Origin of the sequence: Mycolicibacterium sarraceniae, assembly GCF_010731875.1 — a bacterium.
GTDB classification, from domain to species: Bacteria; Actinomycetota; Actinomycetes; order Mycobacteriales; family Mycobacteriaceae; genus Mycobacterium; species Mycobacterium sarraceniae.
This window is the reverse complement of record NZ_AP022595.1, coordinates 2,725,141-2,751,329: the sequence shown is the minus strand read 5'-3', so window position 1 is coordinate 2,751,329 and position 26,189 is coordinate 2,725,141. Positions and strand designations below refer to the sequence as shown.

Below are 26,189 nucleotides of genomic sequence, written 5' to 3'. Positions count from 1 at the left end.
GGACTCGCGCCGCAGCTGTCCGGGTTTCGGCGCAGGCTGCATTACGACAGGGCATCACCCTGCGGGCAAACCGTAGAGCCCAACCGGCGTGATGTGCAACACTTCCACGCCGTATGCCGCGAAATCGTGACGCCGCACGTCCCGATTAGCGGGTCTAAATCTTCAAGCGCGCCAGCATGTCCCGCGCCTGTTCCGCACTCTGCGGATCACACAGCACGTCGTAACGGCCGGCCACCAACTGCATCGTCGAACTGAAATCCCTTGTGCCACGGGCCATCGCGTACGGAACAGCCGAGGTGATCAAGCCGAAGATCACACCCGCCACAACACCGGTGATCAGCGACGCCCACGGATTGGGACTGAAGAACCCCAACACCAAGCCGATGAAGATGCCCAGCCAAGCGCCGGTGATGACGCCACCGCCGAGCACCTTGGGCCACGACAACCGGCCGGTGACCCGTTCGACCTGCATCAAGTCGACGCCGACGATCGTCACCTGCTGCACGGGGAACTGCTCGTCGGACAGGTAGTCGACGGCCTTCTGCGCCTCGGCGTAGGTGGGATAGGAACCGATCGGCCAGCCCTTGGGAGGCTCCGGCAGGCTTACGGGCCCGCGCCGGGACGCGGCGGACGCGCCGCCGGAACGTTGACCGGGTGGGAAGGGACTGGTCATATCTGCACATTCTCCTGTCGCGCGCATCGTTTGTCGCGTCGTGCGGGGCCGACGGTAAGCGGTCCTTTCCCTGCTCAACGTGCCATCGCAGGCGAAGGTGCCCCAGGACAGGTCCGCCTCGGGCCACCTGCACATACGCTAGGTTGTCAGCATGACAGCTTCCGGCGGTGAGCCCGGCGAAAAGTCGCAGAACGCGGGCTATCAGGGGCCTTCGGACGGGACCTACGAAGCACCGCCGATCGAGCAGAGCCCACCGCCGGCGGGCTATCCGGCCGCCCCCCCGGGCTTCGAGCCGTCGCCGCCCGCGTACGAGACCCCGGGCGGTTACCCGCCGCCTTCGGGATACCCCCCGGTGGACTATCCGGGCAGTTACCCACAGATGCCGCCGCCGGCGTACCCGTCGCCGTATCCGGCCCCGACGGGCTACGGATATCCCCCGCCCGGCTACGCCCCCGATCCCTACGATCCGTACCGGCCGACCAAACCGCCTGGCACCAATGGTAAGGCCATCGCGTCGTTGGTCACCTCGGTCGCGGGCCTGGCGTGCGGGCTTCCTGCGATCGCTGGACTGATCCTCGGAATCATTGCGATGCGCGAGACCAAACGCACCGGCCAGGACGGACACGGGCTGGCGATCGCCGGTCTGGTGATCGGTGCCCTGGTGACAGCCGGAATGGTGCTCTACATCCTGTTCGTGATCGTCATGATCATCGTCGCCGGGTCGTCACCGGACTACCAGCCATAGCAAATCCAGGCAGGCGTAGGCGCTAGGCCGGCGGCGTGAACCGCTCACCTTCGCGCGTCATCCCGGCCGCCCGACCCTTGCCTGCGATCACCAGCGCCATCTTGCGGCTGGCCTCGTCGAGCATCTCGTCGTCGAGCATCACCGCCCCGCGGGAACCGCCAGCCTTGGAGGTGTGCCATTCGTACGCCTCGAGAATCAGTTCGGCACGGTCGTATTCGGCTTGGCGGGGACTGAAGATCTCGTTGCCCGCCGCGATCTGATCCGGGTGCAGCACCCATTTGCCGTCGTACCCCAGCGCCGCGGCCCGCCCGGCCACCCGCCGGAACGCGGCCACGTCCCGCACCTTCAGGTAGGGACCGTCGATCGCCGCGACTCCGTGCGCCCGCGCGGCGACGAGGATCGTCATCAAGACGTGGTGATAGGCGTCACCGACGTCGTAACCCTCCGGCTGCTCGCCCACCACCAGGGTGCGCATGTTGAGGTTAGCCATCAGATCCGCCGGACCGAGCACCAGCGCCTGAACCCGCGGCGCGGCCGCAATCGCGTCGATGTTGTTCAGCCCCTTGGCATCTTCGATCTGAGCATCGATCCCGATCCCGCCGACCGGCAGACCGTGCGTCAGCTCCAACTGCGTCAGCAGCAGGTCCAATGCGCGAACGTGGCTGGCGTCGGTCACCTTCGGCAACACAATCACGTCGAGGTGGCCGTCACGGGCGGACGCGACCTCCGACACCACGTCGATCACATCGGCGTACGTCCACGGCGTGGTCCAGCCGTTGACGCGGACACCGCGCAGCTGGCCAGCCCAGCCCGGGCTGGCCAGGGCCGCCCCAACGTGTTTGCGGGCCTGCGCCTTGGCATCTGGTGCGACCGCGTCTTCCAGGTCGAGGAACACCTCATCGGCCGGTAAACCCTTGGCTTTCTCGATCATCTTGAGACTGCTGCCCGGAACGGACAGGCAGGTTCGACGGGGTCGGTAAGCGTTCTCCACGCCTACACTCCTACCCTTTGAGACATGGCGTCGGTGAACAGGGTCTACGCGGCACGACTGGCCGGGCTGGCCGTGCTCGGGCCGGACGGTGAATCCCTCGGCCGGGTCCGGGACATCGTGATCAGCATGAGCATCGTGCGCCAGCAACCGCGAGTCCTCGGCCTGGTCGTCGAAATGCCCACCCGCCGAAGGATTTTCGTTCCCATCCTGCGAGTCACCGCCATCGAGCCCAACGCCGTGACACTCACTACCGGCAATGTCTCGCTGCGTCGGTTCGCGCAGCGCCCCGGCGAGGTCCTCATCCTCGCCCAGGTTCTGGACAGCCGGGTCCGGGTCAGCGATCCCGAGCTTCCGCAGATGGCCGGCGTCGACGTCACGGTGGTCGACTTGGGCATCGAACAGAGCCGAGTCCGGGACTGGGTGGTAACCCGCGTGGCCGTGCGGAGCGTCCGCCGATTGGGGCGGCGCTCAACGGTCCAGGTAGTCGATTGGGACAACGTGCAAGGCCTCAACCCGACCGCTTTGGCGATGCCCGGCCAAGGCGTCGCCCAGCTGCTGCACCAGTTCGAAGGCCGGCGCCCGATCGAGGTGGCCGACGCCATCCGCGACCTGCCGGACAAGCGCCGCACCGAGGTGGTCAACGCGCTCGACGACGAACGGCTGGCCGACATCCTCCAGGAGTTGCCCGAGGACGACCAGAGCGTGCTGCTCCTGCAGCTGGACACCGGGCGGGCAGCCGACGTGCTCGAAGCCATGGAACCCGATGACGCGGCCGACTTGCTCGGCGTGCTGAATCCGGTCGAGGCCGAGGCGCTGCTGCGCCGCATGGACCCCGAAGACTCAGAACCGGTGCGGCGGCTGCTGAGCCACTCGCCCGACACCGCCGGCGGCCTCATGACCTCTGACCCGGTGGTGCTCGCACCCGACACCACGGTGGCCGAGGCGCTGGCGCGGGTCCGCGATCCAGATCTGACGCCGGCGCTGGCGTCGCTGGTGTTCGTCGTGCGCCCACCGACCGCCACCCCCACCGGCCGCTACCTCGGCTGTGTACACCTGCAGGCACTGCTGCGTGAACCGCCCGCCAATCTGGTCAGTGGCATCGTCGACACCGACCTGCCCAGCCTCACCCCCGGCACCTCGCTGACCGGGGTGACGCGGTACTTCGCCGCCTACAATCTGGTCTGCGGTCCAGTGGTCGACGAGCAGAGTCATCTGTTGGGCGCGGTCTCCGTCGACGACGTGCTTGATCATCTGCTGCCCGACGACTGGCGAGACAGCTTCGAGGAACCGCAGCAGTCCGATCAGGTGATCGGCGCGGTGGGGACCACATGAGCGAGTCGTCGTCGCGGCAGCGCCTCGACACCCCGCGCACCTCGCGTCGGCTCTTCACCGTCGACCCGGAAGCCGTTGGCCGGTTCAGTGAGTCGATCGCCCGGTATCTGGGCACCGGACGCTACCTGGCCTGGCAGACGATCATCGTCATCGTCTGGATCGCCCTGAACCTGTTCGCGGTGAGCTGGCAGTGGGATCCCTACCCGTTCATCCTGCTGAATCTCGCGTTCTCCACCCAGGCCGCCTACGCTGCGCCGCTGATCCTGCTGGCGCAGAACCGTCAGGAAAACCGGGACCGGGTCTCGCTGGACGAAGACCGCAGGCGGGCCGAACAGACGAAGGCCGACACCGAGTTCCTGGCCCGCGAACTCGCCTCGCTGCGGTTGGCGGTCGGCGAGGTGGCCACCCGCGACTACCTGCGCCGCGAGCTCGAAGAGATCCGCGAGTTGCTGGAGTCACTGCAATACGACGCAGGGACCAAACCCAAGAAGGACAAAGCCAAGAAAGCCCGAACGGGAACCGACCCGGCAATCGACCCCCTGACCGACGAGGTGAGTTCGTGACAAAGGTGACCATTGGATACCACTGAGGTCTAGAAGGTATGTATGGTGACTTGGTTCACAGGGGCATGGCTTTGTTGAGGACGGACGAGTGGGCATAGGACACCGCGTCACCCAGATGGTGCGGAAACCTGCGTTCGGAATTGCTGTCCTCACGCCTGTCGTACTGGCCGGAGCCGTCGGCGCGGCCCCTGATCTTCACCACCCGCCGGTCGTCGGCACCGAAGTCACCCCGCTGGCTGCGGTGTCACCGCAGACCGGTAGCTCGGGTGCCACCGTCGTTGCCCTTGCCAAGCAGCCCACCAACTTTCATTTCGCGGCGGCATCAGCTCCGTCGGTCCCGCCGCCGGCCATCGTGGTCAGCTCACCGGGATCGATGCGGATCCCCGCGGTCGCGCTGGCCGCCTACCGCAATGCCGAGCAGGCCATGGCGTCCACGGCACCGGGCTGCGGGCTGAGCTGGAACTTGCTGGCTGGGATCGGCCGCATCGAATCCGGGCACGCCAACGGCGGCGCCACCGATGCGCGCGGCACCGCCATCAATCCGATCTATGGTCCGACGCTCGACGGCACGCTGCCGGGCAACGAGGTGATCGTGCAGACCGTCCAGGCCGGTCGGCCGCTCTACGCCCGGGCGATGGGACCCATGCAGTTCCTTCCCGGTACCTGGTCGCGGTATGCAGCCGACGGCGACGGTGACGGCAAGGCCGACCCGCAGAACATCTACGACGCGGCGCTGGCCGCGGCCCGCTACCTGTGCAGCGGCGGCCTGAACCTACGTAACCAATCACAGGTGCTGACCGCGATCCTGCGCTACAACAACTCGATGGCCTACGCCCAGAACGTGCTGGGCTGGGCCGCCGCCTACGCCACCGGGGTAGAACCGCTGAACCTTCCACCGATCGTCGGGCCCGCACCTGCCCTCGGTGATGCCCACCTGGAGAACCCGGAAGGTCTGGGACCGGGCCTGCCGCTCAATGCGATCGGCCTGCCGTCCACCGATCCGCTGACCCAGCTGCCGCTGATCAATCTCGGCAACTCCGAGACCGCGGGTTCGCTCGCGCTGGGCCCGCTGCCCGGACCGGCCAGCGCCCTGCCAGGACTGCCCTGCCAGGTGATCTGCCTCGGCACCCAGGCACCGCCGCCGGTCGCGGTCGAGGCCGCACCGGAAGCGCCGGCACCGTGGCCGCCCCCATGGCAGCCGCCCTGGGCATTACCGCCACCGCAGCCTGCGCCCGCGCCGGCTCCGGAATTGATCGCCCCCGCCGCTGCGCCCGCGCCGCTGCCAGCCGTACACGGCGCGCTGCCCGGCCCCACCGGCTAGTTCGCACAGCAGCCGGACAGACGGCGGCGATACAGCTGCGTGGTCGGCACTCCGCTCACGCAGGTCGTCGGGGAACGATTCCGTACCGCCGCAGACAGTCCGAGCGCCGAGGACACCCGGCAGCAACGGCGGATCGATGTCCGGCTGTCCGCGATGTGGGGAATCGGTCTTCGGCTCGAGGTCGCCATTCGCCTGGCGGTGATCGGAGCTGTGTCCGTCGATACCGCCAACGGGGTCAATTCGGCGATCACCCCTGTCGTCATCGGCCTTCTCATGCTCGCGACCGTCGTCATCGGGCACCGAGCTGCACCGACGCCGGTCTACGCCGTTCGGTTCGCGTCCTCGCACGACCTAGACTCGGCGCTGATGTCTGAAAACAACGAGCTGCAGTCCAAGGTGCGCGCGGCGCTGGCCAAGGTGATCGATCCTGAGCTGCGCAAGCCCATCACCGAGCTCAACATGGTCAAGAGCATCGACGTCGGCGACGGCGGCGACGTACACGTCGAGATCTACCTGACCACCTCGGCGTGTCCGAAGAAGACCGAGATCAGCGAGCGGGTGACACAGGCCGCCTCCGACGTGCCCGGCACCGGCGCGGTCACCGTCGTCCTGGACGTCATGAACGACGAACAACGCACCGAACTGCGCAAGCAACTGCGCGGCGACGCGGCCGAACCGGTGATCCCATTCGCCCAGCCCGGTTCGCTGACCCGGGTTTATGCCATCGCCTCCGGTAAGGGCGGTGTCGGAAAGTCCAGCGTGACGGTCAATCTCGCCGCCGCGCTGGCGGCCCGCGGCCTGTCGGTCGGGGTGCTCGACGCCGATATCTACGGCCACTCGATACCGCGGATGATGGGCACCGACGAACGGCCCACCCAGGTCGAGTCAATGATCGTGCCGCCGATCGCCCACGAGGTGAAGGTCATCTCGATCGCCCAATTCACCCAGGGCAACGCGCCGGTGGTGTGGCGTGGACCGATGCTGCACCGCGCGCTACAGCAGTTCCTTGCCGACGTGTACTGGGGCGATCTCGACGTGCTGCTGCTGGATCTGCCGCCGGGGACCGGCGATGTGGCGATCTCGGTGGCGCAGTTGATTCCTGGTGCCGAGATCCTGGTGGTGACGACTCCACAGCTTGCGGCGGCCGAGGTGGCCGAGCGGGCCGGCGCAATCGCGCTGCAGACCCGTCAGCGCATCGTCGGCGTGGTGGAGAACATGTCCGGGCTGCTGATGCCTGACGGCACGACGATGCAGATCTTCGGCGAGGGCGGCGGCCGCCAGGTCTCCGAGAGCCTCAGCCGGGTTGTCGGCGCCGATGTCCCGCTGCTGGGCCAGATTCCGCTGGACCCGGCGCTGGTCTCGGCCGGAGACGCCGGGGTGCCGCTGGTGTTGTCGGCGCCCGATTCAGCGGCCGGCAAGGAACTGCGCGGTGTCGCCGACAAGCTGGCCGCGCGGCGGCGCGGACTGGCCGGGATGTCGCTCGGCCTGGACACCACCCGGCACGGCTAAGCGACGCTAGGTCGCGTCCGCGTCGAACGGGGCGGGCGTACCCGGTGCCAACGGCTCAACCTTGGGCGGGGCCGGCTGCGGCGGCGGTGCGCTATGCGGCTTCTCGGTGCCCGGCTGCTGGAACGCCTCGCCGATCCACGAATCGTCGCCGTCGAGTAGGTGTTTGGTGAGCGCGGCCCGCGGCGTCATCCCCCGCAGCTTCTGCAGTTCACTCAAAGGCTGGCGGAAATCCTCGAACTCAGGACCCAGATCATCGCGCAGCTGGCTGGTCGCGCCGCTGATGTAGTCGCGGGCCTGCCGCAGGGTGCTAGACGTCCACCTGATGGCACCCGGCAGCCGTTCCGGGCCGAGAATCACCAGCCCGACGACGACCAACAGGAGCATTTCGCCCCACCCGACGTTGGCGAACATCGCGTCAGTTGTCCGGCGCGGGGTTCACCGTCAGCGTGACCTTGCGGCCGTCGCGAATCACCTCGATCGGAGCGTCCTGGCCCATCTTTAGCTGGCGGATTGCGACTGCGAATTCGTCGGCGTCAGCCACCGTCCGGTTGCCGACCTTGACGACGATGTCGTTCTCGAGGATGCCGGCCTTCTCGGCCGGGCTGCCGGCCTTCACATTGGCCACCTGGGCGCCCTGCGCGAGGTCGTTGCTCACCGACCGCGCCGAAAGACCGAGCGTCGGGTGCGAGATCTTGCCGTCCTTGATCAACGCCTCGACCGTCGCCTTCACCTCGTTGACCGGGATCGCGAAACCGAGGCCACTTGCACTGTCGGACAACGACTTTCCGGCGGTGTTGATGCCGATCACTTCGGAATCCATGTTGATCAGCGGGCCACCGGAGTTGCCGTGGTTGATCGAGGCGTCAGTCTGGATGGCATCGATGACGGTGTCGGTGTCCGAGCCTTCACCCGAGAGCGGGATCGGCCGGTGCAGCGCGCTGATGATGCCGTGGGTGACAGTGCTGCGCAGACCCAGCGGAGCCCCGGCAGCGATCACCTCATCTCCGACGTGAACCTTGTCGGAGTCGCCGAAGCGGGCCACCGTCAGGTTGTTGACGTTGTCGACCTTGAGTACAGCCAAGTCGGTCTTGGGGTCGCGGCCGACGAGGTTGGCCGGCACCGACTTGCCGTCGTTGAACACCACCGAGATCTTGAACTTGCTCGGGTTGTTCGCGGCATCGGAGATGACGTGATTGTTGGTGACGATGTAACCGCGGCCGTCGACGACGACGCCGGAACCCTGAGCACCCTCGTCGTCACTAACCGCCTCGATGGTGACCACGGAGTCGGCCACCGAGGCTGCGACCTTGGCGAACCGGCCGGGCGGTACCTCGCCGGTGCTGGTGGTGGCCAGCGAGACCTTGGACGTGGTGAAGGCTTCGACGACCTCGGCCGTCTTGCGCCCCACCCATCCGCCGGCGAACCCGATGAGCAGCGCGATGATGCCCAGCACCGCCAGCGAGACATACGACACCCGGCCGCCGAACAGCACCTCGCGCACGCCCAGTTTGCCGGTGGGCCCGGCTACGACGACGGGTGCGGCCTGCTGAAGCGCCGGTGTTCCCAGCCCGGCAGCCGCGGCCGGATCCCGCCACGGATCGTCAGCCACGTCGGATTCGTCGGCGCCCGCCTCGAGGGCGCCTGCATCGGCGGGGTGGCGCTGTAACGAGTCGCCGTTACCCGGCGGCCGCCCAAACGCCTCACCGAGCACCGGATCGGGCGGGTGGCCCTTGGGCTGGAACTCGACTTCGCCACGGAACTTGGCCGGGCGCAGCTCCTCGGCGACGAAAGAGCCGTCGACCCCCTTAGGGCGCCCGAACGTGCGGGTGGCGGCCGGGTCGACGGCGGGTCGCGAGACCGGACGCGGAGCCAGGCGGGGGCTGCTTCCGGAGTTGTCCTGATTGGGGCTCAAGTTCAACCTCTATCCAAGCGCTCAGCCACGAACGCGCGTGATGGGACCGAGCACGACGCTGCTCGACTTCACATCCACCCTACCGGCGCTTACGACGGTCGCGGTCTGTGCCTTCAGCTAACTGGTCGGCGAGTCCCGGCGGGGGGCCGACCGGCTCATCCGGCGTGGACTGCGGGATCCGCGACAGCAAGCCCAACAGGCTGCTCGGCATGCTGATCGGCAAGGAGTCGCGCAGCGCGGTGCGGGCCTGAGTCTGCCCCTCCACCTCGGACGCGCACTCGGCGCACAGCGACAAATGATGCGCTGCGCGCAGGTGGGCATTCATCCGCAGCTCACCATCGACGAAGGCGGCGATCGCCTCGGTGGACAGGTGCTCGGTCGAGCGGAACTGGCGCGGCGCACCGACGGGCGCATCGCTCTGGGAGGCAAATTGAGAGGGCAGCCAGGAGAACGCACGCCGGAACATGTGTCCCCGATCGACCATCGCTGCGCTCCTCTCGGTGTCGAACGTGCGCACCGTTAGATCGAATGTAGCGCGCGCAGCGTCATGGAACATGACATGACGGTCACAATGTCCGGTACCCGGCCGATGCAGAGCTATGCCGATTCGGCGTTGACGTCCGCCATTTCGCGCTGACCCGAGCGGGCTGCGAGATAGTCACGAAGCGCCTGCCGGCCACGATGGATGCGGCTGCGCACGGTGCCAAGCTTGACGCCGAGCGTCGCGCCGATCTCCTCGTAGGACAGACCTTCGATATCGCACAAGACCACCGCAGCACGGAATTCCGGCGCCAACGAGTCGAGGGCGGCCTGCAAATCCGGGCCTAGCCGCGAATCGTGGTAGATCTGCTCGGGATTGGGCTCATCGGCCGGCACCCGGTCGTAGTCCTCGGGCAGGGCCTCCATGCGGATGCGACCGCGACGGCGAACCATATCGAGGAACAGGTTCGTGGTGATGCGGTGCAGCCAACCCTCGAACGTGCCGGGCTGGTAGTTCTGCACAGAGCGGAACACCCTGATGAAGGTCTCCTGGGTGAGGTCCTCGGCATCATGCGGGTTGCCCGACAGGCGGTATGCCAGCCGGTAGACCCGGTCGGCGTGCTGACGCACCAACTCGTCCCAGGACGGCATGGCCGTCCGGTCCCCGGTGGCATCGAACACCGCGGTGCCCTGCAGTTCCTCGGACGGCTCAACCCACTCCGCATCCCCGTACTGCTCGGGGTGCGCCATGTGCGCCGGAACCATCAGTGTGGTGGTCGTCGGATCCTCCTGATTGATCTGCGTGGGCGGCTCGACGCCGTCGATCGCATCAAGCGAGACAACACGAAGGCCCTTTGGCATATTCCCCGACCAGCGTTGCCCTTGTTCCATGCCCGTCACCGTTCCCCATACCGGTGTGGGGGTGATGGGAGCTAAGTAAGGTTTGATTAAGAAATACATTCGTTATCAATTCGTGCTCTGATCTGACACTTCACGCGCGGCGCGCCGAACTTGACAGGCGACGTCTAGCCCTCCGCCCCGGCCGATCACCTGGCGCGCCTGCCCACCCCTGGATCCCATTAGCCCTACGCTGCTCAGAATGGCCACTACCAAGGACCAATCAGGCCAACCGGAGCCCAGTCGCGCCGACCGGATTCTCGCTCACGCAGAGGGTTCGATCTCCGAGGACGCCATCGTCGGGGCCGCCCGGGAACGAGCCCTCGACGCGGGCGCCGGAGCGGTCACCCCGGCGGCTGGAGCGCTGCTCAGCGTACTGGCGCGGCTGTCGGGCGGCAAAGCTGTCGTCGAGGTCGGCACGGGTGCGGGCGTGAGCGGGCTGTGGCTGCTGTCGGGGATGCGGGACGACGGCGTCCTGACGACGATCGACATCGAGCCCGAGCACCAGCGCATCGCCAAGCAGGCGTTCACCGAGGCCGGGATCGGCCCGTCGCGCACCCGGCTGATCGCCGGACGGGCACAGGACGTCCTTACCCGGCTCGCCGACGAGTCCTATGACCTGGTATTCCTCGACGCCGCACCGTCCGATCAGGCCGACTTCGTGATCGAGGGCGTGCGGCTGCTGCGGCCCGGTGGCGTGATCGTCGTGCACCGCTCGGCCCTGGGCGGCCGCGCCGGAGACCCGGCGGCCAATGACGCCGAGGTCGCTGCGGTGCGGGAAGCGGCCCGCCTGATCGCCGAGGATGAGCGCCTCACCCCGGTGCTGATCCCGCTGGGCGACGGGATTCTGGTCGCCGCCCGCGACTACTGATCCCGTAGATTCCTCAGCCGGCCCGCGCCTCGTCGCCGTGGTGCACGGTTCCCGGTGAACTCATGATGATCTCGGCCAGCCGTGCCGTCGCCCGGCCGATCTCCTTCGACGGCCGCGACGCCAGGTAGGCCCGCCAGAGCACGGGCTCGGCGAGTTCGATCCGGTGCAGCCCCGGCATCCGCCGTGACTCACTGTCCGGCACGATCGCGCTGCCGACCCCGCGCCGAACCAGCTCGGCGATCTCCGGAAAGCCCAGTGTCAGCTCGTGCTGGGTCGGTACCTCCAGCCCGACGGAGTGGAACGCCTCGTCGACGACACTGCGCAGGCCAAAGCCGGGCGGGAAACCGACGAGAGCATCGCGCGCGAGATCGGCGACATCGACCCTCGCGCACCCGACCAATGGGTGATCCGGCCGGCATAAGAAGACCAGCGAGTCCTCGAACAGTCGGCTCATCTCGAGCTGCGGGGGAAGCGCTGCGGCTACCTGCCCGCACTGGTCGAAGGCTCGCTGGACCTGGCGCTGATATCGGCGTGGGCGACTTCGCCGCGGAGAACCCTCGCGTCCGGCTCCGGTCGAACAACTGCACGCCGAGTTCGTGCTCTAGTTTGCTGATACTCGTCGACAGTGCAGATTGCACGACGTTCGCCCGCTCCGCCGCCCGGGAGAAACTCATCTCACCAGCGACAACCATGAAGTATTCCAGCTGGCGAAGTTCCACCCGCGGAACTTATCAGATGATTCTCTCAGCATCTGATTGTTTTCTGCATATCGCAGTAGTGAAATTCTAGCAAACTTTTATACGACCATTCATCGCCCTTTTTAATAAGCCTGATCTTGAACCGAGATGTCATCGCAATCGAGAATGACCGTTATCGAAAAATTCGATTGGACATGCAATAACCTCGCTGCTTACATGGTCATAGCCACCCCAAAGGTGCTGTGTACCAATACATTGCGAGCAGGTTTCAAACTGGTCGGAAACGGTTGCATAGGGTGGCCAAAGGGGGTAAGACATGGATCCACAACTCAGCCCCGTTATGGTGGCGGTATTGGTTACACCCTTCATCCTGTTCGGAATTGCCGCTCTGTGTCTCGACCTCTCGCAAAGCCGACGCGATCGCGCAGAGCGCGTCATCGCAAGCTGGGGCGAACCGCGTATCACGCCGAGCTTTCTGATCGTGGGCTACCACCGGAACGTTCGGAAAATTCCGCTGGCCGGCCTGACGGTGCGCGTCACAGAGACCGGCTCGCCGACCGACGGCCCCCGCGGTCACCTGGTCGAGGTGACGGTCGGGGGCGTCGCCGGAGAGAGCCTGCAGCGCAGCCAGCCGTACTCATACGGTTCGATCACTGCGGCCCGCATGTTCGAGATCTTGTTCAACCGGACAGTCCCGGCCCCCGCTGCGCCCGTCGCCACCGAGGCGCCCGTGCTGCGCCGGGCTGCCTGATCCACATTCCCGTCAGCTCGACCGGGGTGGATGCTTGACGTCCCATTGAACGAGTGTTTAGCATCCTGAACATTCGTTCAGCTGACCTGACGACGGTGGCCCGGATCCGCGCTGCCGCCATCGAGCAATTCGGCGCGCACGGTTTCACCGTCGGGGTGCGCGCGATCGCCGAGGCCGCCGGGGTCAGTCCCGGGCTGGTGATCCACCACTTCGGTTCCAAGGACGGGCTGCGCCAGGCATGTGACGACTTCATCGCCGAAGAGGTGCGCAGCGAGAAGTCCGAGACCATCCGCTCGACGGACCCCGCCACGTGGCTGGCCGCGGCGGCCGAGATCGAGTCGTTCGCGCCGATGATGGCCTACCTGGTGCGCAGCATGCAGTCGGGCGGCGAGCTGGCCAAAAACCTGTGGCGCACGATGTTCGCAGGAGTCGAGAGCTACCTCGAGGAGGGCGTCCAGGCCGGCACGATCAAGCCCAGCCGCGACCCGGCCGCCAGGGCGAGGTATCTCGGGATGGCCGGCGGCGGCGCCTTCCTGCTCTACCTGCAGCTGCACGACAACCCGACGGATCTGCGGGCCGTGCTCCACGACTACGCCAACGAGATGATGCTGCCGGCCCTCGAGCTGTACACCGAGGGCCCCCGCACTCGACTCCGTCAACGACGTCGTGCAGACGTTCGTTCGCCCGACCGCGGGCGGGATCGTGTTCGGTTCGAGCACCGCGGCACAGACCGCGGCGGTCACCGACCCCGGTTCGCCCGTACCGGGCAATGGGTTCCGATCGCGATTGGCGTCGTCACGGCGTTGGTCGTGCACCCGACGAAGACCACGGTGCGGCCCGCGGCCAACGTGGCCACCGCCGGGGTCGCGGCACCGGTGCTGAGCACGCTCGAGGACATCGCCAGTGCAGCTCTGGTGTTCATCGCGATCCTGATTCCCGCGCTTGTTCTCGTGGTGCTGATCGCGTTGGCCTGGGCGGCAGCCGGGTTGTGGCGACGGCGACGGCGGCGCACCGCCGCGCGCAGAACCGCGGGGCCGGGATAGCCCCAGAGGCCTTACGGCTGCATGCGGCGACGATTAGCTGTCGGTCCGCTACGGGTTCACCAGTTGGGAAAGCTGGACATGGGCCAATCGTGCTGCGGTGTCAGCGTCCCGCGCGGCGATTGCAGCCGCCAGACCGACCTGACCGTTGCGGTCGGCGAGCACTTCGGCGTTGAGACCCCTCACCAAATCGGCGCCGATTTCTTCGATCGAGCGCATCAACATGTTCAGCGCCAACCGGTAGGCGATGTTGCCCGATCCGACGACAATCGCCGTCCACAGGACCAACTCGGCCTCTGCAAGCGCCTGCAACGTTCCGGTCTCCGGGTAATCCGCAGCCGCCTGGGTGACGGCGGCGAGCTGTTCTTCAGAAGCGTTGAGCGCGCACAACCGTGCCGCATCGACACCTATCGTTCGCCGCAGTACCGCGGTGTCGTGAAGGATGTCTGCGAACGGCACGGCCCCGGCTGAGATCAGGGCGAATCCCATGTCCAAGCCGGCGTGCACACGCCAGTCCAGAACGACCGTGCTCCCGCCCTGAGCGATGCGGACCAGGCCGGCCTGTTGGAGCCGCTTGAGCGCCTCACGAACCACATGGCGGGTGACGTGCAGTGTCGCCGCCAGTTCACGTTCGGACGGCGCAGCTTCGTTCGGCGGCCAGCGGCCACCGAGAATCTCATGCAGCAGCGTGGCGTACACGCTGCTGGACAGCGTCTCGCTGCGCGGAACTGGACTCAACGGCATCGCCCCATCCTTGCATCGGATCGCTGATCGGCATGTCGCACGTCTGTGCCCGTCGACTCGGCGATCGATGACGACCCCAAGCGAGTGGTACGACCTGAGCGAAACTGGCTGCACCAGTTACGGCCATCGTTTAGGTTCCTGTGAACTGCGTTGCGTTTCCTAGTCCGGATCGAGAGCACGCCACTACCCAAGGAGCGTTCCCATGAGTGAGACTCCCGCCTCAGGTTCACAATCCCGCCGCCGCACTCTTCCCGTGGTCCGCTGGCTGCAGGCTGGCGCAGTCGCCGCGGGTGTGGGGGTGGCTCTCGTCGCCGCACCGGGGACCGCTGCCGCCGACGACACCGGGGCAGATTCCTCGACCTCTTCGGCCAGCGGCTCCACAGCTAAGCCGGCCGCGTCACACGCCACCGGCCGCGCCACCACGTACCGGCGCGGGGGGTCACTGCACAACACCGCCACACCAAGCCCAAGCACCGGCTCGAGCGCCGCAACCCGCGTGCTGCGCAACCAGGCGTCGATGGGCGCCCCCACCGCCGCGTCGTCCACGATCAGCGCCCCCGCAAAGGTCGCCACCGCAACCACAGCGCGTTCGACCGGCCCCACCGAAGCGTCAGTGATCTCACCTTCAGCAGCCGTCGCGCCGACCGCATCGGCCGTGCACTTCGATCCATTCGGTCAGATCACAGCGTTCTTCGGCCTGCCCGGTGCGCCCCCGACCTCGGCTCCAAGCCTCGGCGCGATCTCGATCCTGACCCGATTGACAGTAGAGGACCTGGTCAGCGGCACTGGTCCGGCGCAAGTCACCAACCCCACCGCGGTAGTCACCGGTCTCTTCAACGAGGTGCTAAGGACCAACCCGACCAGCGACGAACTGCAGACCTACCTGGGCATCCTGAACCTGACCGGAGTCAACGGCGTCGTCGCCGGCCTGTACAGCTCGACGTTGTTCCGCCAAACCGAGGTAAACAACTACTACCTGCAGCTGCTCAACCGTACCGCCACCGCCCAGGAGTTGGCCTGGAACACCTCAGCACTGATGTGGGGCATGCCCGAACCCCTGTTCGTCGCCTCGATCGTCGGCAGTCAGTCGTTTTACAACGCCAGTGCCGCTGGCGGCGGAGCCCTCGGACCCAAGCCGACCTCGATCAGCTACGTCGACAACCTCTACCGGACCCTGCTGGGCACCCCGGCAAATCCCGCTGCGGCGGCCGCCTACATCCAGCAGCTCAACGCCGGGTTGCCGCTCGCGCTGGCGGCGTGGCAATTCGTCACCACTGAGACCTACCGGCAAGCCAAAGTCGAGCAGATCTACTCAGTGCTCGACCAGACCGCCACCCAGGCACAACTCGACGCCGCAGTGCAGAACTGGTTCTGGAACGGTGGGCTGACCGGCATCGCCACCAGCCTGCTGGCCACCGCCGCAAACGTATCGCAAATCGAGGCCAACCCCGACGGGTTTCTGCCCGATATGACCGCCGCCGCTCAATTCCAGCAGATCCTGTTGGCGGCCTACACCAGCAACGAAGACGGCTTCGTCAAGACACTGAATCAACTCCTCGGTAACACCGACACGAGTACATGCCCGTCGGGCCCCACCTGTAATACCGCGCTCTACACGTTGCTGACTACCGGCGGCCAGATCCGCGGGCTCACCAACGGCGCGGTCACCATTACCTACGGCACCGCCAGCGTCGCCAACCTGATCCCCACCCAGAACGAGATCGACCTCGCGAAATCGCTGAAGTTCACGCTGCAGGACCCCGCCGCCATCAAAAAGGACTTCGACGGCGGCGTCATCACCCCCTTCGGCGATGCCCCGGTGATCACCGCCGACGACGGCGCCTACATCGTCGACGGGCACCACCGCTGGTCGAGCATCTACTTGATCAACCCCTACGTCGAGGTCAAGAGCGTCGACATCGGGTACGTCCCCAACCCGCAGACCGCTCTGAAAGAGACCCAGGTCGGCGTGGCCGCTCAGCTCGGTTACCTCAAGGTCGCCACCGGCGGCGGTATCAACGTCTACGACGTCAGCCAGAGCGAGTTCAACACCTCGGTCAACGGCTGGATCACCACCGGAACCGAGAAGGATGCCGTGCTAGCCGTCTTCCGTGAGAACCTCGGCATCCTAGATACCGCGACCGAGGCCGAACAGCTTGCGGCCATCGACAGCTATCTATGGAGCAATGTGCTCCGGATGCGGGCGCTGAACCCGTCCATCCCGAATGCCACCAACCGCGAGGTCATGCCGCAGGCCGAACCGCTCACCCCGATCCTGTCGCTGATGGGTAGCGGCTCGCTGAGCTACTCCTTTCCAGCCATCCCGTACCTCGGCTAAGCCACCGGTCCCATCCCCTCTGCAGAACGGTACGCGCCAACGCTCCACGCTGGCGTGAATACGGTCTTGACCTCAGCGGGCTGAGCAGTCCAGGCGTTGCACGACAACGTGATTCGGCGACTACCAGGGGAACCGGACATCGCCCTCACCTGGGATCCGAGGGCACCGAGAAACGCCAACTCGTCAGCTGGTACTACGCCAACTTTCTTCCTCCACACAGAGGCACCGAATCCAAACTGCGCCAAATGATTCCGCCGTGGACCAATCCCGCCGATCCCCAGCCGTTCGCGCAACCCCCAGGCCCCGGGGGCTAGGGCCTGTCTGATAAATAGGGCAGCCAGATCGTGATTGCTCTGAGGACGGCTGCGCCACGGTAGACGATGGCCAGTTTGTCGTAGCGGGTGGCCAGGTCCCGCCATTGCTTGACGGTGTTGAAGCTTCGCTCGATAACCTTGCGGCCCTTGCAATCCTGAGGGTCGAAGCCTGGCGGCCGGCCGCCGCGCGAGCCCGGCGCAGCTCGGCGCGGATGGCACGGCTGGAGTAGGCCTTGTCGCCGCGAAGACGGTCCGGGCGGGTGCGTGGCTGACCCCACCCTGGGCCCGGCGCTCGCGATGGGCGATCTGGTCGGAGGGGCTGGTCAATCCGCCGCGGGAACGGCCAATGCCGTGGTCAGGCGGCTCGACGCGGGGATTGTTGTAATTCGACCCAGCCCCCTGTGTGGCGGGCGACGTTCGTGGCGTGCCGATGAGCCCGGGCGATGGTGGAATCCACCGACACCGCCCAATCGATGACTCCGGCCGACTCCGCGGTGGCCAGCAGCCGAGCCAACACCACATCCCAGGTGCCATGAGCGCTCATGCGCCGATGCCACGTCCAGATCGACTGCCACGGCCCGAAAACCTCCGGCACATCACGCCAGGCGATCCCACACCGATACCGGTAGATGATCCCCTCCACCATGGAACGAGCATCCTGAAAAGGCCTGCCCCGCTTACCCGTGCGGACCGGCAACAGGTCCTCAATCAACGACCACTGAGAATCAGACAACAACTGAAACCGCGACATGACTAAGCCTCAGGCACAACACCCGAAACCTTTGTCAGACACGCACTAGATCCAAACGCCCTTGCCGACGGCCACCACGCCGCCGGTGCTCAACGCGAACCGTTCGCGGTCCTTCTCCGGGTCGACACCGACCATCTCACCGGGCCCCACGACGACGTTCTTGTCCAGGATCGCGTGGCGGACCACCGCACCGCGGCCCACCCGCACCCCCGGCATCAACACGCTGCCTTCGACGATCGCCCCGTCCTCGATCACAACACTGCTCGACAGCACCGAATTACGCACCGACGCCGCGGAGATGATGCTGCCGGCACCGACCACCGACTCCTGAGCGGATCCACCGTTGACGAACTTCGCCGGGGCTAGGTTCTCCGACTCACCGCGGATCGGCCAGCGCTTGTTGTAGAGGTTGAACACCGGATGGACGGAGACCAGATCCATGTGTGCGTCGTAGAACGCGTCCAGCGTTCCGACGTCACGCCAGTAGCCGTGATCGCGTTCGGTGGCGCCGGGCACCTCGTTGTTGCTGAAGTCGTAGACCGCGGCCATGCCGTCGGAGACCAGCCGCGGGATGATGTCGCCGCCCATATCGTGATCGGAGTTATCGTCGTCGGCATCGGCGCGGATCGCGTCGATGAGCACCTTCGTGGTGAAGATGTAGTTGCCCATCGAGACGAACGTCGCCTCCGGATCGTCCGGTGTCCCGGGTGGGTCGGCAGGTTTTTCGACGAACTCACGGATGCGGCCGGACTCGTCGGCGTCGATGCAGCCGAATGCATGCGCCTCAGCCCGCGGCACCCGGATGCCGGCCACCGTGGCACCGGCGCCGCTTTCGATGTGGAACTTGACCATCTGCTCGGGGTCCATCCGGTACACGTGGTCGGCGCCGAAAACCACGATGTAGTCGGGATCCTCGTCGTAAATAAGGTTCAGCGACTGGTAGATGGCATCGGCCGAACCCGTGTACCAGCGTGGCCCGAGACGCTGCTGGGCGGGCACCGGCGTGATGTACTCGCCGGCCAGGCCGCTCAGTCGCCAGTTCTGCGAGATGTGCCGGTCGAGCGAATGCGACTTGTACTGGGTGAGCACGCAGATCCGCAAGTACCGCGCATTGACCAAATTCGACAACACGAAATCGATCAGCCGGTACGCGCCGCCGAAGGGAACAGCGGGCTTCGCCCGGTCCGCAGTCAGCGGATACAGACGCTTGCCCTCTCCGCCGGCCAGGACAATGCCCAGCACATGTGGCAATTCCCTCATGCTGCAAACCTAATGGCACGGGCAACAGACGGCTAGGCCATCGGGACTATTGCACGTCGCTGTGTCGCGGCAGCAACGACTTTGGGGCGATGCGCAACAACGTTGACCCACAAAGCTGCGGCAGGAGGCCGGTGCTACTACCGTCGGGCGTATGCGGGTGGCGATGATGACTCGGGAGTATCCACCCGAGGTGTACGGCGGGGCGGGCGTGCATGTGACGGAACTCGTCTCGCAGTTGCGCCGCCTCTGCGAGGTCGACGTGCACTGCATGGGTGCACCCCGCGCGGGGGCCTTCGTCCACCAACCCGATCCGGTCCTCAAGGCGGCCAACCCGGCGCTGTCGACGTTGTCGGCGGATCTGGTGATGGCCAACGCGGCCGCCGAGGCGACGGTGGTGCACTCGCACACCTGGTACACCGGGATGGCCGGTCACCTGGCCGCGCTGCTGTACGACGTGCCGCATGTGCTGACCGCCCACTCCCTCGAGCCGTTGCGGCCGTGGAAGGCCGAGCAGCTCGGCGGCGGCTACCGGGTGTCGTTATGGGTGGAGCGCACCGCGGTCGAAGCCGCCGACGCGGTGATCGCGGTCAGTTCGGGAATGCGCGAGGACGTGTTGTCGGTCTATCCGGGCCTGGACCCCAACCGCGTTCACGTCGTGAAAAACGGAATCGACACCAGCGTCTGGTATCCGGCTCCGCCGGTGCGCGGCGAATCAGTGCTCGCCGAGCTCGGCGTCGACCCGTCGCGGCCGATGGTGGCGTTCGTCGGCCGGATCACCCGGCAAAAAGGCGTGCCGCACCTGATTGCCGCGGCGCACCGCTTCGATCCAGAGATTCAGCTGGTGCTGTGTGCCGGCGCGCCGGACACCCCGGAGATCGCGGCCGAGGTCAGTTCGGCCGTGCAGGAGCTGGCCAGTGCCCGCAGCGGCGTGTTCTGGGTGCAGGAGTTCCTACCGATCGCCAAGATCCGGGAAATCCTTTCGGCGGCAACAGCTTTCATCTGCCCATCGGTGTATGAGCCGCTCGGGATCGTGAACCTGGAAGCGATGGCGTGTGGCACGGCGGTGGTCGCCTCAGACGTCGGCGGCATACCCGAGGTGGTCGCCGAGGGGGTGACGGGAACGCTGGTGCATTACGCCGCGACGGATCCGGCGGGCTTCGAGGCCGGTTTGGCCGAGGCCGTCAACGCGTTGGTGGGTGATCCGGATAAAGCCCGCGACTTTGGGGCAGCCGGACGGCAACGCTGTATCGACGAGTTCTCGTGGGCGCACATCGCCGAGCAGACGTTGGAGATTTATCGCAAGGTGTCGGCTTAAGCCGACCGGCAAACCGAAACCCCGCGCGCCCACGCGGGGTTTCATTGGTGGATCAGTTAGCCGGTGACGTTCTTGAGTTCGTCACCGAGGGCGGCGGCTTCGTCAGGCGTCAACTCGACGACCAGTCGTCCACCGCCTTCTAGCGGTACCCGCATCACGATGCCTCGCCCCTCCTTGGTTGCTTCTAGCGGACCGTCACCAGTCCGGGGCTTCATCGCCGCCATCGAGTGCTCCCTCCAAATTCAAGCCGGCCCGCCTTCGCAGACCCGATCGGATGCCGGTCATGGCTGGTGCGTCCGGCACTGAACTGCTTGTTTTCGATTCTATTGTTCCCTATCGGCGGGCATGAGTGTGAAAGACCCAATTGAGACCAATGATTTGCGCCTCAGGCCGCCGCCGCGGGCGGAACAAAGCACGTTACGAGATGGTCGTCGACCATGCCGGTGGCCTGCATCAGCGCATAGGCCGTCGTAGGCCCGACGAAGCGGAACCCGCGCTTCTTGAGGTCTTTGGCCATGGCCTGCGACTCCGGGGTGATGGACGGCACATCAGCCAGCGTCGTGGGCCGCGGGCGGCTCGGCGGGGCGTAGGACCACAGCAGATCGGAGAGGTTGACCTGCTGGTCGAGGACCGCCCTGGCGTTGGCGATCGTGGCGTCGATCTTGGCGCGGTTGCGCACGATCCCCTCATCGGCCATCAGCCGGGCGACGTCAGCATTGGTGTACGCGGCGACCTTCTTCAGGTTGAACCCGTCGAACGCCTTCCGGAAGTTGTCCCGCTTGCGCAGGATGATCAGCCAGGACAGGCCGCTCTGAAACGCCTCAAGGCTCATTCGCTCGAACAGCGCCACCTGGCCGCGCAGCACCCGGCCCCATTCCTGGTCGTGGTAGTCGCGGTAGAGGACTGACGACGTCTGAGCCCAGTCGCAGCGGGTGCGGCCGTCGTCGACGGCGATTTCGGTCACGCCGGCTCCTCGTCGACACCGGCCGCGGCGTGGTGGGTGGCCACCGGCTCCTCGAGCCCGGCAGCGGCACGCACCGCGGACAGCTCACCGCGCAGTTGGTCGAGTTCGGCGCCGAGGCGGTCCAGAACCCAATCCACCTCACTGGTCTTGTAGCCGCGCAACACCTGGGTGAACTTGACGGCGTCGACGTCCTCGCCGGTGACGCCGGAAGCCGGCAGGACGGTCGCCGTCGTCGCGCGGGGCAGTGGCGGCAGCGTCTCACCGCGCCCGAAGATCAGACTGGCCACCCCGAACAGGACGACGCCGATCAGGATCAGCACCACGAGGTACAGCAGGATCAATGTCACATCACCGATATTGCCTTAACCGGCCGACACGGTCGGCCGCGCGGGTGCGAACTCAGCGCAGAGTGTTCATCGGCGGGCGGTCGGCCAGCGAGACCGTCGTGGTCCGCGGCAGATAGCCGTCGTGGCCGTCGGGCAGGAACTGCGTCAGCCCGGCACCGGAATCTGCGATGCCGCAGCGGGACAGCAGCGTGGCGATGACCTGGCGGCTCATCGCGCCCAGCTCGATCAGCGGCCGGTTGCGGTGGCTGCGCACACCCAGGTTGACCTGAGCGATCGCATCCAGGCCGAGCCGGTCGTAGGTGTCGACCAACAGGCCGATCTCCACGCCGTACCCCGGCGCGAACGGCACCGAGGTCAGCAGCTCACGGGTGCCGGCGTATTCGCCGCCCAGCGGCTGCAGCACGCAGCCCAGCTCGGGGCGCAGCGCGGCCAGCAGCGGGCGGGCGACCAGCTCGGTGACCCGGCCGCCGCCGTTGGCGTCCTCGCCCTTGCCGACCTTCAGCGGCCGCCGGTAGAAGCCTTTGACCAGATGTACGCCGTCGGCAGTCAGCAGCGGGCCGACCAGCCGGGGCACGAACATCGGATCTGGGTCGATGAGGTCGGAGTCGACGAACACGATGATGTCGCCGGTCGTGGCAGCTAGCGAGCGCCACAACACCTCACCCTTGCCCGGCTGCGGTTCGATCTCGGGCACCGCCTGCTCCCGGGTGACCACGCGGGCTCCGGCGGCGATGGCTTCGATCTCGGTGTCGTCGGTGGAGCCCGAATCCAGCACGATCAGCTCGTCGACCAGGCCACCCAGCAGCGGGCGGACACTGTCGACCACCGAACCGACCGTCTCCTCCTCATTGAGCGCCGGCAAGACGACGGAAATCGTGCGGCCCCGCTTGGCGGCGACCAGTTCATCAATGGTCCAGGTCGGCCGGCTCCAGCTGTGGTCAGACAGCCAGGTGTCGCCGGGAAGTGTGTCGTTGGAGAAGAGATCGGTCATGCCAGGCCCCTCACCGTCCGCGCCGGGGGACGCTCCCCACGGATCGACGCGACCATTTCCAGCACGCGCCGAGTGGGTCCCACTTCGTGCACCCGGAACATCCGGGCTCCGTCGGCAGCGGCCAGGGCGGTCGCTGCCAGCGTGCCCTCGAGGCGTTGAGTGAGCTCCACACCCAAAGTCTCCCCGACGAAATCTTTGTTGCTCAGTGCCATCAGGACGGGCCATCCGGTCTTAACAAGATCTTTTACGTGGCGCAACAAAGTAAGGCCGTGGTGAGTGTTTTTGCCGAAATCGTGGGTCGGATCGATCAATATCGCGTCCCGGGCGACCCCGATTTTCACGGCACGTTCGGCGGCGGAGGTGACTTCGGCGATGACGTCGTCGACCACACCGGTCACAGTGGTCCCGTAGGTGACCCGGAACGGCCGAGTCCGCGGCTCCGCACCGCCGGTGTGTGAGCACACCAGCCCAGCCCCGAACTCCGCCGCGACCTCGGGCAACGCCGGATCGGCGCCGGCCCAGGTGTCGTTGATCAGGTCGGCTCCGGCCGCGCAGGCCTGTTTGGCCACCGAGGCGCGCCAGGTATCGACGCTGATCAGCTGGTCGGGGTATTCGCCACGCAGCCATTCGATGAACGGCACCACACGGGCGATCTCCTCGTCGGCGTCGACCAGGCTGCCCGGCCCCGCTTTCACTCCCCCGACATCGACCACATCAGCGCCGTCGGCCACGACGCGGTGGGCGGCGGCCTTTGCTGCCTCATCGGTGAAGGTGGCGCCGCGGTCGTAGAACGAGTCGGGTGTGCGGTTGACGATCGCCATGATCAGCGCGCGATCACCGGCCACCGGCCGTCCGCAGAACGTCGACTTCACCCCACTATGGTGCCTGCCGACGCCGAGATCGACGAAATTGCGACCGGCGGGCAGGAGCGAAGCGACCCGGGAATTTTGCCCCTAGCCCTTGGGGCGAGCGCCGGAGGCGACTTCCTCGGGGTACTCCGGGTAGAACGGCACGTAGCCGTCCTCCTTACCCTTCAGCACGTACAGCGGGTCCTCGATCTCTTCGCCGTCGCCGCCGTAAGCCTGCTTGCGCAGGTCGACCTTGCGGCTCTTGAACGTCGACGTGGTCTCCAGTGACTCGACGATCCGGATGAACAGCGGTATCGCGAAGCTGGGCAGCTTGCCGTACACCGTTGCAGCCAGCGCCTTACCGTCGAACTCCGCGCCGTCGCGCAACTTGATCGCGGCCATCCCGGCCCGCCCGCCCGTGTCGGGTACCTCCACGCCGAACACCGTCGACTCCTCAATGTTCTTGTCCTCGCCAAGTGCGCCTTCGACCTGCGTAGTGGCGACGTTCTCACCCTTCCACCGGAAGGTGTCGCCGAGCCGGTCGGCGAACGCGGCGTGGGCCATGCCCTGCGGGTTCATCACGTCACCGGTGTTGAACCAGACATCGCCCTCTTTGAAGACGTTGCGCACCAGCTTCTTCTCGCTGGCTTCCTTATCGGTGTAGCCGTCGAAGGGCGATAACTTGTTCACCGGGCTGATCAGCAGACCAGGCTGGCCCGGCGGCACCTTGCGAACCCGGCCGTTCTCATCGCGCACCGGCTCGCCGGTCTCGGCGTCGTATTCCACGTAGGCCAGCGGTGTCGGGCTCACACCCGTGCTCTTGGGGATGTTGAAGATATTGATGAACGCGGCGTTGCCCTCACTGGCGGCGTAGAACTCCGCAACCCGGCCGATACCGAACCGGCGGGTGAACTCGTCCCAGATCTCCGGGCGCAGCCCGTTGCCGGCGATGACCCGGATCTTGTGCGCGGTGTCGGTGGCCTTGGCCGGCTGGTTGAGCAGGTAGCGACATACCTCGCCGATGTAGATGAAGGCGGTGGCCTGCATCTGGATGACTTCGTCCCAGAACCGCGACGCCGAGAACGACTTGCCCAGCGCCAGTGTGCCGCCCGCGTTGATCACCGAGGACAACGCGACCGTGAGCGCGTTGTTGTGGTAGAGCGGCAGCGGGCAGTACAGGGTGTCGCTGCTCTTGAGCCGAAGACCCAGCCCGCCGAACGCGGCCAGGGCGCGCAGCCAGCGGTGGTGGGTCATCACGCTGGCCTTGGGATGGCCGGTGGTGCCGGAGGTGAAGATGTAGAACGCGGTGTCCTTGGCCCGGACCTCCGAGGCCGAGGCGGGGTTGCCGATGGGCTTCCCCTCGGCCTGCTCGACGAGCTCTTCGATCGTCATCAGCTGGCCCGGCTCGGCGCCGCTCTCCTTGATCGGGTCGATCAGGTCGGACTCGGCGACCACGACCGTTGCCTTGAGCAGACCGATGCTGTGCGACAACACATCTGAGCGCTGGTGATAGTTCAGCATGCCCGCGACGGCACCGCATTTGACGGCGGCGAGCATCATCAGCACCGCGTTGGGCGAGTTGCGCAACATGATGCCGACGACGTCGCCGCGGCCAACTCCCTTGTCGGCCAACACCGCCGCGAACCGATTCGCGGTCTCGTTGGCCTCCCGGTAGGTGATCTTCTCGTCACCGAAGCGGAGGAACACATGGTCGCCGGAGCGGGCGGCACGGTCCTGGAACACCTTGCCGATCGAGGTCTTCGTCGTCGGCAGCGCCAGGAAGCCGGTCACGGCACCGCGCACGATCACCGGCGCATCCATCAGTACGGCCGGCAACCGCGCCGCAAGATCGAGCAGTCCCACCGACTTCCGCGCACCAGACTCCCCGGAATTGTCACTGTCCATCGGCGCCACCTCCAGCTGTCTCGCCCGTCCCGCGCTCAGCGTAACCCCGGGCCGCTACAGTCCGGCCGCGCAGACCTCGATCGCGGTCGCGACATCATCGACAACAACCAACCGGTCCAACGCCGCCTGAGGGACATAACCGGGCTCGACCAGCGCTGCCAGCCAGGTTCGCAGACCGTCATAGTGGCCGGCGGGATCCAGCAGCACCACCGGCTTGGCATGCATACCCAGGTACCCCGCGGTCCACGTTTCAAAAAGTTCCTCCAGCGTGCCGATCCCGCCGGGCAGTGCCAGGAAGGCGTCGCTGCGGTCTTCCATCACTTGTTTGCGCTGCCGCATGGTGTCGGTGACGATCAGCTCGTCGGCATCGACGTCGGCGAGTTCGCGATGCACGAGCACCTTCGGGATGACCCCGACGGTGCGCCCGCCGTGCGACCGCGCTCCCTCGGCCACCGCCCCCATCGCCGACACGTTGCCCCCGCCGGACACCAGCGTCCAGCCGCGGTCGGCGATCGCCTCGCCGACCTTGCGGGCAAGATCGAGCAGCTCAGGGTGGCGCGGGCCGGACGCGCAGTACACACATACCGCCCACTCGTCGTCACTGTTCTCGGATCCGGGTTGCACGGGGC

General features: G+C 66.5%; 26 protein-coding genes and 3 pseudogenes. 11 read left to right on the top strand and 18 right to left on the bottom strand.

Translation table 11 applies throughout. From position 1 onward, the window contains the following. Positions 1 to 154: 154 nt before the first annotated feature. Entirely contained in the window at positions 155 to 673 is a 519-nt protein-coding gene (locus tag G6N13_RS13855) for a general stress protein (RefSeq protein WP_163697846.1), read from the bottom strand. Between the two features lie 151 nt (positions 674 to 824). On the opposite strand from G6N13_RS13855, the gene G6N13_RS13850 reads away from it, so the two are divergent. Further along, on the top strand, positions 825 to 1,418 hold the full coding sequence (locus G6N13_RS13850) for a DUF4190 domain-containing protein (protein WP_163697844.1): 594 nt from the start codon (positions 825 to 827) through the stop codon (positions 1,416 to 1,418). Positions 1,419 to 1,440: 22 nt separating this feature from the next. Here G6N13_RS13850 and G6N13_RS13845 read toward each other — a convergent pair whose 3' ends face one another. After that, positions 1,441 to 2,409, bottom strand: a complete 969-nt coding sequence (locus G6N13_RS13845) for an HpcH/HpaI aldolase/citrate lyase family protein (protein WP_163697842.1) — start codon at positions 2,407 to 2,409, stop codon at positions 1,441 to 1,443. Between the two features lie 24 nt (positions 2,410 to 2,433). On the opposite strand from G6N13_RS13845, the gene G6N13_RS13840 reads away from it, so the two are divergent. From G6N13_RS13840 to G6N13_RS13825, 4 genes are all read left to right on the top strand, one after another. Further along, complete coding sequence (locus G6N13_RS13840) at positions 2,434 to 3,741, top strand: magnesium transporter MgtE N-terminal domain-containing protein (protein WP_163697840.1); 1,308 nt, start codon at positions 2,434 to 2,436, stop codon at positions 3,739 to 3,741. After that, entirely contained in the window at positions 3,738 to 4,304 is a 567-nt protein-coding gene (locus tag G6N13_RS13835; RefSeq protein ID WP_163697838.1) for a DUF1003 domain-containing protein, read from the top strand. Before G6N13_RS13840 ends, G6N13_RS13835 begins: the two co-directional genes overlap by 4 nt. A 115-nt stretch (positions 4,305 to 4,419) precedes the next feature. Continuing rightward, complete coding sequence (locus tag G6N13_RS13830; RefSeq protein WP_163697836.1) at positions 4,420 to 5,625, top strand: lytic transglycosylase domain-containing protein; 1,206 nt, start codon at positions 4,420 to 4,422, stop codon at positions 5,623 to 5,625. Positions 5,626 to 5,991: 366 nt separating this feature from the next. Next, positions 5,992 to 7,134: an Mrp/NBP35 family ATP-binding protein gene (locus G6N13_RS13825; protein ID WP_163702099.1), complete on the top strand. Its 1,143-nt coding sequence runs from the start codon at positions 5,992 to 5,994 to the stop codon at positions 7,132 to 7,134. A gap of 6 nt (positions 7,135 to 7,140) precedes the next feature. On the opposite strand, the gene tatB is transcribed toward G6N13_RS13825, so the two are convergent. The 4 genes from tatB to sigE all read right to left on the bottom strand — a co-directional run bounded on the left by tatB (position 7,141) and on the right by sigE (position 10,417). Then, a complete protein-coding gene (tatB, locus tag G6N13_RS13820; RefSeq protein WP_163697834.1) occupies positions 7,141 to 7,545 on the bottom strand; it encodes a Sec-independent protein translocase protein TatB in 405 nt (134 codons plus the stop codon). 4 nt (positions 7,546 to 7,549) lie between these two features. Continuing rightward, positions 7,550 to 9,046, bottom strand: coding sequence for a serine protease HtrA (gene htrA / locus G6N13_RS13815; RefSeq protein WP_163697832.1), 1,497 nt, complete (start codon positions 9,044 to 9,046; stop codon positions 7,550 to 7,552). A 79-nt stretch (positions 9,047 to 9,125) separates the two neighbouring features. Beyond that, positions 9,126 to 9,530, bottom strand: coding sequence for an anti-sigma E factor RseA (rseA, locus tag G6N13_RS13810; RefSeq protein ID WP_163702097.1), 405 nt, complete (start codon positions 9,528 to 9,530; stop codon positions 9,126 to 9,128). Between the two features lie 113 nt (positions 9,531 to 9,643). Beyond that, positions 9,644 to 10,417 carry an RNA polymerase sigma factor SigE gene (sigE, locus tag G6N13_RS13805; protein WP_163697830.1) on the bottom strand — a complete coding sequence of 258 codons (774 nt, stop codon included), beginning with the start codon at positions 10,415 to 10,417 and terminating at the stop codon, positions 9,644 to 9,646. A gap of 208 nt (positions 10,418 to 10,625) precedes the next feature. Between sigE and G6N13_RS13800 the strand changes: the two genes are divergently transcribed. Then, positions 10,626 to 11,294, top strand: a complete 669-nt coding sequence (locus G6N13_RS13800) for an O-methyltransferase (protein ID WP_163697828.1) — start codon at positions 10,626 to 10,628, stop codon at positions 11,292 to 11,294. A 13-nt stretch (positions 11,295 to 11,307) separates the two neighbouring features. Here the strand turns inward: G6N13_RS13800 and G6N13_RS25155 are convergent, their stop codons facing one another. Together G6N13_RS25155 and G6N13_RS25150 are read right to left on the bottom strand one after the other, a co-directional pair. Further along, complete coding sequence (locus G6N13_RS25155; RefSeq protein WP_235677757.1) at positions 11,308 to 11,748, bottom strand: LysR substrate-binding domain-containing protein; 441 nt, start codon at positions 11,746 to 11,748, stop codon at positions 11,308 to 11,310. 163 nt (positions 11,749 to 11,911) lie between these two features. After that, positions 11,912 to 11,968: pseudogene (locus G6N13_RS25150) on the bottom strand (hypothetical protein); the annotation flags it as partial. Positions 11,969 to 12,332: 364 nt separating this feature from the next. On the opposite strand from G6N13_RS25150, the gene G6N13_RS13785 reads away from it, so the two are divergent. The 3 genes and pseudogenes from G6N13_RS13785 to G6N13_RS25890 form a co-directional block, all read left to right on the top strand. Next, complete coding sequence (locus G6N13_RS13785; RefSeq protein WP_163697823.1) at positions 12,333 to 12,743, top strand: hypothetical protein; 411 nt, start codon at positions 12,333 to 12,335, stop codon at positions 12,741 to 12,743. A 71-nt stretch (positions 12,744 to 12,814) separates the two neighbouring features. Beyond that, positions 12,815 to 13,381: pseudogene (locus G6N13_RS13780) on the top strand (TetR family transcriptional regulator); the annotation flags it as partial. Further along, positions 13,377 to 13,786: pseudogene (locus tag G6N13_RS25890) on the top strand (DUF4126 domain-containing protein); the annotation flags it as partial. The pseudogenes G6N13_RS13780 and G6N13_RS25890, both read left to right, overlap by 5 nt. A 48-nt stretch (positions 13,787 to 13,834) precedes the next feature. On the opposite strand, the gene G6N13_RS13770 reads toward G6N13_RS25890, so the two are convergent. After that, on the bottom strand, positions 13,835 to 14,527 hold the full coding sequence (locus G6N13_RS13770) for a FadR/GntR family transcriptional regulator (protein WP_163697821.1): 693 nt from the start codon (positions 14,525 to 14,527) through the stop codon (positions 13,835 to 13,837). A gap of 202 nt (positions 14,528 to 14,729) precedes the next feature. Here G6N13_RS13770 and G6N13_RS13765 point away from each other — a divergent pair, with 202 nt between their 5' ends. Beyond that, the gene (locus G6N13_RS13765; protein WP_163697819.1) at positions 14,730 to 16,865 is read left to right on the top strand and encodes a hypothetical protein; all 2,136 of its coding nucleotides are present in this window, start codon (positions 14,730 to 14,732) and stop codon (positions 16,863 to 16,865) included. 669 nt (positions 16,866 to 17,534) lie between these two features. Here the strand turns inward: G6N13_RS13765 and G6N13_RS24460 are convergent. Both G6N13_RS24460 and glgC read right to left on the bottom strand, forming a co-directional pair. Continuing rightward, positions 17,535 to 17,930: a transposase gene (locus G6N13_RS24460; protein ID WP_235677756.1), complete on the bottom strand. Its 396-nt coding sequence runs from the start codon at positions 17,928 to 17,930 to the stop codon at positions 17,535 to 17,537. 45 nt (positions 17,931 to 17,975) lie between these two features. Continuing rightward, positions 17,976 to 19,190, bottom strand: coding sequence for a glucose-1-phosphate adenylyltransferase (gene glgC, locus G6N13_RS13755; protein ID WP_163697817.1), 1,215 nt, complete (start codon positions 19,188 to 19,190; stop codon positions 17,976 to 17,978). 151 nt (positions 19,191 to 19,341) lie between these two features. On the opposite strand from glgC, the gene glgA reads away from it, so the two are divergent. Continuing rightward, positions 19,342 to 20,505, top strand: coding sequence for a glycogen synthase (gene glgA, locus G6N13_RS13750; RefSeq protein WP_179964984.1), 1,164 nt, complete (start codon positions 19,342 to 19,344; stop codon positions 20,503 to 20,505). A 56-nt stretch (positions 20,506 to 20,561) separates the two neighbouring features. Here glgA and G6N13_RS13745 read toward each other — a convergent pair whose 3' ends face one another. From G6N13_RS13745 to G6N13_RS13715, 7 genes are all read right to left on the bottom strand, one after another. After that, complete coding sequence (locus G6N13_RS13745) at positions 20,562 to 20,729, bottom strand: DUF3117 domain-containing protein (RefSeq protein ID WP_068918317.1); 168 nt, start codon at positions 20,727 to 20,729, stop codon at positions 20,562 to 20,564. 161 nt (positions 20,730 to 20,890) lie between these two features. Beyond that, entirely contained in the window at positions 20,891 to 21,460 is a 570-nt protein-coding gene (locus G6N13_RS13740; protein ID WP_163702093.1) for a DNA-3-methyladenine glycosylase I, read from the bottom strand. A 5-nt stretch (positions 21,461 to 21,465) separates the two neighbouring features. Then, complete coding sequence (locus tag G6N13_RS13735) at positions 21,466 to 21,816, bottom strand: DivIVA domain-containing protein (RefSeq protein ID WP_163697815.1); 351 nt, start codon at positions 21,814 to 21,816, stop codon at positions 21,466 to 21,468. Between the two features lie 52 nt (positions 21,817 to 21,868). Next, positions 21,869 to 22,807 carry a glucosyl-3-phosphoglycerate synthase gene (locus G6N13_RS13730; protein WP_163697813.1) on the bottom strand — a complete coding sequence of 313 codons (939 nt, stop codon included), beginning with the start codon at positions 22,805 to 22,807 and terminating at the stop codon, positions 21,869 to 21,871. After that, entirely contained in the window at positions 22,804 to 23,679 is an 876-nt protein-coding gene (gene folP, locus G6N13_RS13725) for a dihydropteroate synthase (RefSeq protein WP_163697811.1), read from the bottom strand. Before folP ends, G6N13_RS13730 begins: the two co-directional genes overlap by 4 nt. 81 nt (positions 23,680 to 23,760) lie before the next feature. Further along, positions 23,761 to 25,560, bottom strand: coding sequence for a long-chain-acyl-CoA synthetase FadD6 (gene fadD6 / locus G6N13_RS13720; RefSeq protein ID WP_163697809.1), 1,800 nt, complete (start codon positions 25,558 to 25,560; stop codon positions 23,761 to 23,763). Positions 25,561 to 25,614: 54 nt separating this feature from the next. Further along, a complete protein-coding gene (locus tag G6N13_RS13715) occupies positions 25,615 to 26,184 on the bottom strand; it encodes a cytokinin riboside 5'-monophosphate phosphoribohydrolase (RefSeq protein ID WP_163697807.1) in 570 nt (189 codons plus the stop codon). Positions 26,185 to 26,189: the final 5 nt, after the last annotated feature.